At 62.7% G+C, this 6,000-nt stretch carries 7 protein-coding genes; 6 read left to right on the top strand and 1 reads right to left on the bottom strand.

The features are described from left to right. The 6 genes from ACOVRJ_RS04275 to ACOVRJ_RS04250 all read left to right on the top strand — a co-directional run. The coding region (locus ACOVRJ_RS04275; protein ID WP_422042657.1) for an aminotransferase class I/II-fold pyridoxal phosphate-dependent enzyme at positions 1-782 on the top strand (782 nt) is incomplete at its 5' end. 57 nt (positions 783-839) lie between these two features. Next, positions 840-2,150, top strand: a complete 1,311-nt coding sequence (locus ACOVRJ_RS04270) for a homoserine dehydrogenase (RefSeq protein ID WP_422042656.1) — start codon at positions 840-842, stop codon at positions 2,148-2,150. Next, positions 2,147-3,553, top strand: coding sequence for a threonine synthase (thrC, locus tag ACOVRJ_RS04265; protein WP_422042655.1), 1,407 nt, complete (start codon positions 2,147-2,149; stop codon positions 3,551-3,553). Before ACOVRJ_RS04270 ends, thrC begins: the two co-directional genes overlap by 4 nt. Then, complete coding sequence (gene glp / locus ACOVRJ_RS04260) at positions 3,546-4,793, top strand: gephyrin-like molybdotransferase Glp (RefSeq protein WP_422042654.1); 1,248 nt, start codon at positions 3,546-3,548, stop codon at positions 4,791-4,793. Before thrC ends, glp begins: the two co-directional genes overlap by 8 nt. A gap of 14 nt (positions 4,794-4,807) precedes the next feature. Further along, positions 4,808-5,059 (top strand): molybdopterin converting factor subunit 1, encoded by a 252-nt coding sequence (gene moaD / locus ACOVRJ_RS04255; RefSeq protein WP_422042658.1) that lies wholly within the window; start codon positions 4,808-4,810, stop codon positions 5,057-5,059. A 6-nt stretch (positions 5,060-5,065) separates the two neighbouring features. After that, positions 5,066-5,455, top strand: coding sequence for an S-adenosylmethionine decarboxylase family protein (locus tag ACOVRJ_RS04250; RefSeq protein ID WP_422042653.1), 390 nt, complete (start codon positions 5,066-5,068; stop codon positions 5,453-5,455). On the opposite strand, the gene soxR is transcribed toward ACOVRJ_RS04250, so the two are convergent. Next, a complete protein-coding gene (soxR, locus tag ACOVRJ_RS04245) occupies positions 5,397-5,963 on the bottom strand; it encodes a redox-sensitive transcriptional activator SoxR (protein ID WP_422042652.1) in 567 nt (188 codons plus the stop codon). The genes ACOVRJ_RS04250 and soxR overlap by 59 nt on opposite strands. Positions 5,964-6,000 lie beyond the last annotated feature (37 nt).

The following is a 6,000-nucleotide window of genomic DNA, read 5'->3' as shown; positions in this document are numbered from 1 at the left end:
ACGAGCAAAGCGACTGGATGCCCGATATCGAGGACATCAAGCGCAAGATCACGCCCAACACCCGGGCCATCGTGGTCATCAACCCGAACAACCCGACCGGCGCGCTCTACCCCGACAGCGTGCTGCAGCAAATCGTCGAAGTGGCGCGTCAGCATCAGCTGATCATCATGGCCGATGAGATCTACGACAAGACTCTGTTTGACGGCAACACCCACACCAGCATCGCCTCCTTGGCCGACGATGTGCTGTGTCTGACCTTCAATGGCTTGTCCAAGAACTACCGCTCGTGTGGCTACCGCGCCGGCTGGATGATCGTCTCGGGCGAAAAGCGCCACGCCAAAGATTACATCACCGGCCTGAATATGCTGGCTTCGATGCGCTTGTGCGCCAACACGCCGGGCCAACTCGCTATTCAAACCGCCTTGGGCGGCTACCAAAGCATCAAGGATCTGGTCGCGCCGACCGGGCGCCTCTGCCGCCAGCGCGATCTGGCCTATGACTTGCTGACGCAGATTCCTGGCGTTAGCGTGGTCAAGCCGAAAGCGGCACTCTATATGTTCCCCCGCCTGGACCCGAAGATCTACCCGATCGAGGATGACCAGCAGTTCGCCTATGAACTGCTGGCCGAGGAAAAGGTGCTGATCGTGCAAGGGACGGGCTTCAACTGGATAGCCCCCGATCATTTCCGACTCGTGTTTCTGCCCAACTCGGACGACCTGACGGAAGCCGTGGGCCGGATCGAGCGATTCCTCACGCATTACCGCAAGCGCGCCGCCCGCTGAGTGCTGGCCGCTGCTGCAAGCTCCCCTCAAATTTAGCGAAGATCAGAGAGAACCCCCATGAAAGCGATCAAAGTCGGCCTGTTGGGCATTGGCACCGTAGGCAGCGGCACTTTCAATGTGCTGCGGCGCAATCAAGAAGAAATTCGTGGCCGCGCCGGTCGGGGGATTGAGATCAGCATGGTGGCCGATCTTGATGTCGAGCGCGCCCGCAGCATCGTCGGCGACTCGGTGCAGGTGGTGAGCGACGCCCGAGCCATCATTGCAAACCCCGAGATCGACATCGTGGTGGAGTTGATCGGCGGCTACGGCATTGCCAAAGCCTTGGTGCTGGAGGCGATTGCTGCCGGCAAGCATGTGGTCACCGCCAACAAGGCCTTGTTGGCCGTCCATGGCACCGAGATTTTTGCGGCTGCGCGCGAGAAGGGCGTGATGGTGGCTTTTGAAGCGGCCGTGGCCGGCGGTATCCCCATCATCAAGGCCTTGCGCGAAGGCCTGACCGCCAACCGCATCGAATGGATTGCGGGCATCATCAACGGCACCACCAACTTCATCCTCTCGGAGATGCGCTCCAAGGGCTTGGATTTTGAGCTGGTGTTGAAGGAAGCCCAGCGCCTGGGCTATGCCGAAGCCGACCCCACCTTTGACATCGAAGGCGTGGACGCCGCGCACAAGGTCAGCCTGATGAGCGCCATTGCTTTCGGCAGCCCGGTGCAGTTTGACAAGGCCCATGTCGAAGGCATCACACAACTGCAAGCGGCCGATATCAAGTACGCCGAGCAACTCGGCTATCGCATCAAGCTCTTGGGCTTGACGCGTCGCCGTGAGAACGGCATCGAGTTGCGCGTGCATCCGACGCTGGTGCCGATGTCGCGCCTGATCGCCAATGTGGAAGGTGCGATGAATGCGGTGGTGGTGCAGGGCGATGCCGTCGGCACGACCTTGTATTACGGCAAGGGCGCGGGCGCCGAGCCGACCGCCTCGGCCGTCATCGCCGACTTGGTCGACATCACCCGCCTGCACACCGCCGACCCGGATCATCGCGTGCCACATCTGGCCTTCCAGCCCGATGCCATGAGCGATACACCGGTCTTGGCCATGGAAGAAGTGCAGACCAGCTTCTACCTGCGCCTGCGCGTGGCCGATGAAGCGGGCGTCTTGTCCAGCATCACCGCCATCCTGGCCGAAAGCGACATTTCGATCGACGCGGTGCTGCAGCGTGAGTCCGCTGAGGGTGAGCGTCAGACCGACCTGATCATCCTGACCCATGAGACGTTGGAAGGCCGCATGAACCGCGCCCTCGCCCGCATGCAAGGCTTGCCGACCGTCTTGGCGCCTATCGTGCGCCTGCGCAAGGAAGAGTTGGCATGAGGTATCTGAGCACTCGCGGCGATAAGACCGAGCGTCGCTTTTGCGAAATTCTGCTGGAGGGCCTGGCTCCCGATGGCGGCCTCTACTTGCCGGTCAGTTATCCGAAGATCGACGCGGCCACGCTGACGCGCTGGCGCGGCCTGGCCTATGCCGACCTGGCCTTCGAGATTTTGTCGCTCTATATCGACGACATCCCGGCCAAAGACCTGCGCGCCATCACCCGCCGCACCTACACCGAGGCGGTGTTCGGCACGCCCGAGATCACGCCCCTTAAGACGCTGGAGCCCGGACTGGCGCTGCAGGCCTTGTCCAATGGCCCGACGCTGGCCTTCAAGGACATGGCCATGCAATTGCTCGGCCAGTTGTTCGAGTACGAACTGGCTCGGCGCGGCGAGACGCTCAACATCCTGGGCGCGACCTCCGGCGACACCGGCAGCGCGGCCGAATATGCGATGCGCGGCAAGGCCGGCGTGAATGTCTTCATGCTCAGCCCGCACGGCCGCATGAGCCCCTTCCAGCAGGCGCAGATGTTCAGCCTGCAGGACGCCAACATCCACAACCTGGCGGTGGAGGGCGTGTTCGACGACTGCCAGGACATCGTCAAGGCCGTTTCCAACGATCTGGACTTCAAGCGCAACTACCGCATCGGCACCGTCAACTCCATCAACTGGGCGCGCCTGCTGGCCCAGGTGGTCTACTACTTCGCCGGCTACTTCCAGGCCACGAAGTCGAATGCGGAGCAGGTCAGCTTCACCGTGCCCTCGGGCAATTTCGGCAATGTCTGCGCCGGCCATGTGGCTCGCATGATGGGCCTGCCGATTGCCAAGCTGGTGGTGGCTACCAATGAGAACGATGTGCTGGACGAGTTCTTCCGCACCGGCGTCTACCGCCCACGCGGCAGCGCCGACACGCACGAGACCTCCAGCCCCTCGATGGACATCTCCAAGGCCAGCAATTTCGAGCGCTTTGTATTCGATCTCTTGGGTCGAGATGGCTCGCGGGTAAAGGCTTTGTTTGCCGACGCCATCAACAGCCAAGGTCGTTTCGAGATCAGCGCGGCCGAGCACGCAGCGATTGCCAGTTATGGCTTTCAGTCCGGTCGCAGCAGCCATGCGGATCGTCTGAGCACCATCCGCAGCACCTACCAGCGCTACGGCGTCATCGTGGACACCCACACCGCCGATGGTCTGAAAGTGGCGCAGGAGAAGCGCGAGACTGGCGTCACCATGCTGGTCTTGGAAACCGCGCTGCCGGCCAAGTTCGCAGCGACGATTGAAGAGGCTTTGCAGCTCACGCCACCGCGTCCTGCGGGTCTTGAGAACATTGAAGCCCTGCCCAAACGAGTCACGGTGCTGCCGGTGGACACGCAGGCAGTGAAGTCTTTTCTTGCAGCCCATGTCTGAACCGTCTCAGCCACGCGCGCCGATGCAGAGCCTCGATGAGGCTTTGCAGCGCCTCTTGAGTGCCGTCGCGCCATTGGCGCAGTCCGAGACCTTGCCCACGACGGACTGCCTGGGTCGAGTCTTGGCGGCTGATGTGGTCTCGCAGCTCGATGTGCCGCCGGCCGACAACACCAGCATGGATGGCTATGCCTTGTGCGCCTCCGATGTGGCGCAAGTCGGCAGCGTGCTGCCGGTGGCGCAGCGGGTGCCGGCCGGGGTGGTTGGTGCTGTTCACCAATCCGGCACAGCGGCCCGCATCTTCACTGGCGCGCAGATTCCCGTCGGCGCCGATGCGGTGGTGATGCAAGAACAATGTGAGCCATTGCCCGGCGAGGGCTTGGGCAGCGTGCGTGTCAATGCCGCAGTACAAGCCGGTCAATGGATTCGTCGCCGCGGCGAAGACGTGCAGCAAGGCAGCGCCGTCTTGGCGGCAGGTGCGCGCCTCGATGCCGCCGCGCTGGGCCTGGCCGCTACCGTCGGTGCCGCTCAGTTGCAAGTGGCGCGGCGCCCCCGCGTGGCGCTGTTTTCGACCGGCGATGAGTTGGTGATGCCGGGCGAGCCTCTCAAGCCCGGCGCCATCTACAACTCGAACCGTTTTACCTTGCGCGCGATGCTGCAAGGCCTGGGCTGCGAGGTGGTCGATCTGGGCATCGTGCCTGATCGATTGGATGCCACCCGTGCCGCCTTGCGCGAAGCGGCTGCACGCGCTGACTTGATCATCACCTCGGGCGGCGTCTCGGTTGGCGAAGAGGATCATTTGCGACCTGCAGTGTTGGCTGAAGGGCAGTTGGACCTGTGGCAGATCGCCATCAAGCCCGGCAAGCCCTTGGCTTTCGGTCGGGTCAATTCGTCGGACGGTGGGGCATGGTTCATCGGCCTGCCGGGCAATCCGGTGTCCAGCTTTGTGACCTTCGCCTTGTTGGTGCGGCCAGTGATCTTGCGCCTTCAGGGTGCAACGCGCTTGGCGCCGCGTGGCTTCATGCTGCGGGCTGATTTCGCCTGGCCCAAGCCGGATCGTCGCCGCGAGTTCTTGCGTGTTCGCTTGAACGAGGCCGGAGGGTTGGAACTTTTTCCCAACCAAAGCTCCGGGGTTTTGACCTCCACCGTTTGGGCCGACGGCCTGCTCGACAACCCCGCTGGCCAAGCCATTGAGCCCGGCCAGATGGTGCGTTATCTGCCGTTGTCGGAGTTGCTGCAATGAACTCGCCCGCGCTGATCAAGGTGAACTTGCGCTTCTTCGCCTCCTTGCGTGAGCGATTGGGTGCCGCTGAAGTGGTGGAACTGCCTGCCGGCACCACGGTGGGTCAATTGCGCGAGATTTTGCAGAGCCGCTCCGCCGACCATGCGGAATTGTTGGCACGGGGCCGCGCGGTGCGCAGCGCGCTGAATCAGCTGCTCTGCAGAGAGGACGCCGTGTTGAGCGAAGGCGCCGAAGTGGCTTTCTTCCCGCCTGTGACCGGCGGCTGACGCAGCGTGCAAGGCTTGCACCTGACGGCGGATCTGCGCGGCGTCCGCGCCGACTTGCCCCTGATGTTGAACCCGGCTGCGCTGAAAGATCTGTGCTTGGACGCTGTCTTGGCGGCGGGTCTGGGGGCCGTGGCCGAGTTGTTTCATCGTTTCGCGCCCTTGCAAGAACAAGCGGCTGGACAGGATCAATCCGGCATCACCGGCGTGGTCTTGCTGGCCGAGTCGCATTTGGCGGTGCACACCTGGCCCGAGTTGGGTGGTGTGACCTTGGATGTCTATGTCTGCAATCTGGGCGCCGACAACAGCGCGCGCGCTGAAGCGCTGATGCAGCGCATGATCAGCGCTTTTTCGCCCGAGCAGGTGCAGCGCCAGGCTTTGCAGCGCGGCTTGAGCTAGGGGCCGAATCAAGAGGGCTGAGTTCCGCCAGCACATCCTGCACGCGGTCGCCCAAGAGATAGCGGGCCCCGGCGCCTTTTTGGCCAGCCCGGTCGCCGGGGTTGTAGAGCTTGCATTTTCTCAAGGACAGACAGCCGCAACCAATGCATGAGCTCAAGGTATCGCGCAACTGAACAAGCTCCGCGATGCGTTGGTCGAGCAGGGGGCGCCATGACTTTGACAAACGCTCCCAGTCTGCTGCAGTAGGCGTTCGAGACTCTGGCAGCTCAGCCAATGCGGCGCGAATATCGTCCAGGCTCAAGCCCACGGTTTGCGCGGCTCGAATGAAGGCCAGCCGGCGTAAATCACTGCGCGCATAGTGGCGGCGCCCGCTGTCGCTGCGCAGACTCAATAGAAGGCCTGCGTCCTCGTAGAAGCGCAAGGTGCTGGCCGCAACACCGCTGCGACGCACCAACTCGCCGATCGGGAGTCGCTCTTGCGTCTGAGGCGTGGAGTTGGACTTGTTCATGAGATGCATTCCTCACTTGACTTCAAGTTCACTTGAA

Source organism: Roseateles sp. (assembly GCF_049240545.1).
Lineage (GTDB): Bacteria > Pseudomonadota > Gammaproteobacteria > Burkholderiales > Burkholderiaceae_C > Paucibacter_A.
The sequence above is the reverse complement of the archived record's forward strand: the minus strand, read 5'-3'. Positions and strand labels throughout refer to the sequence as shown.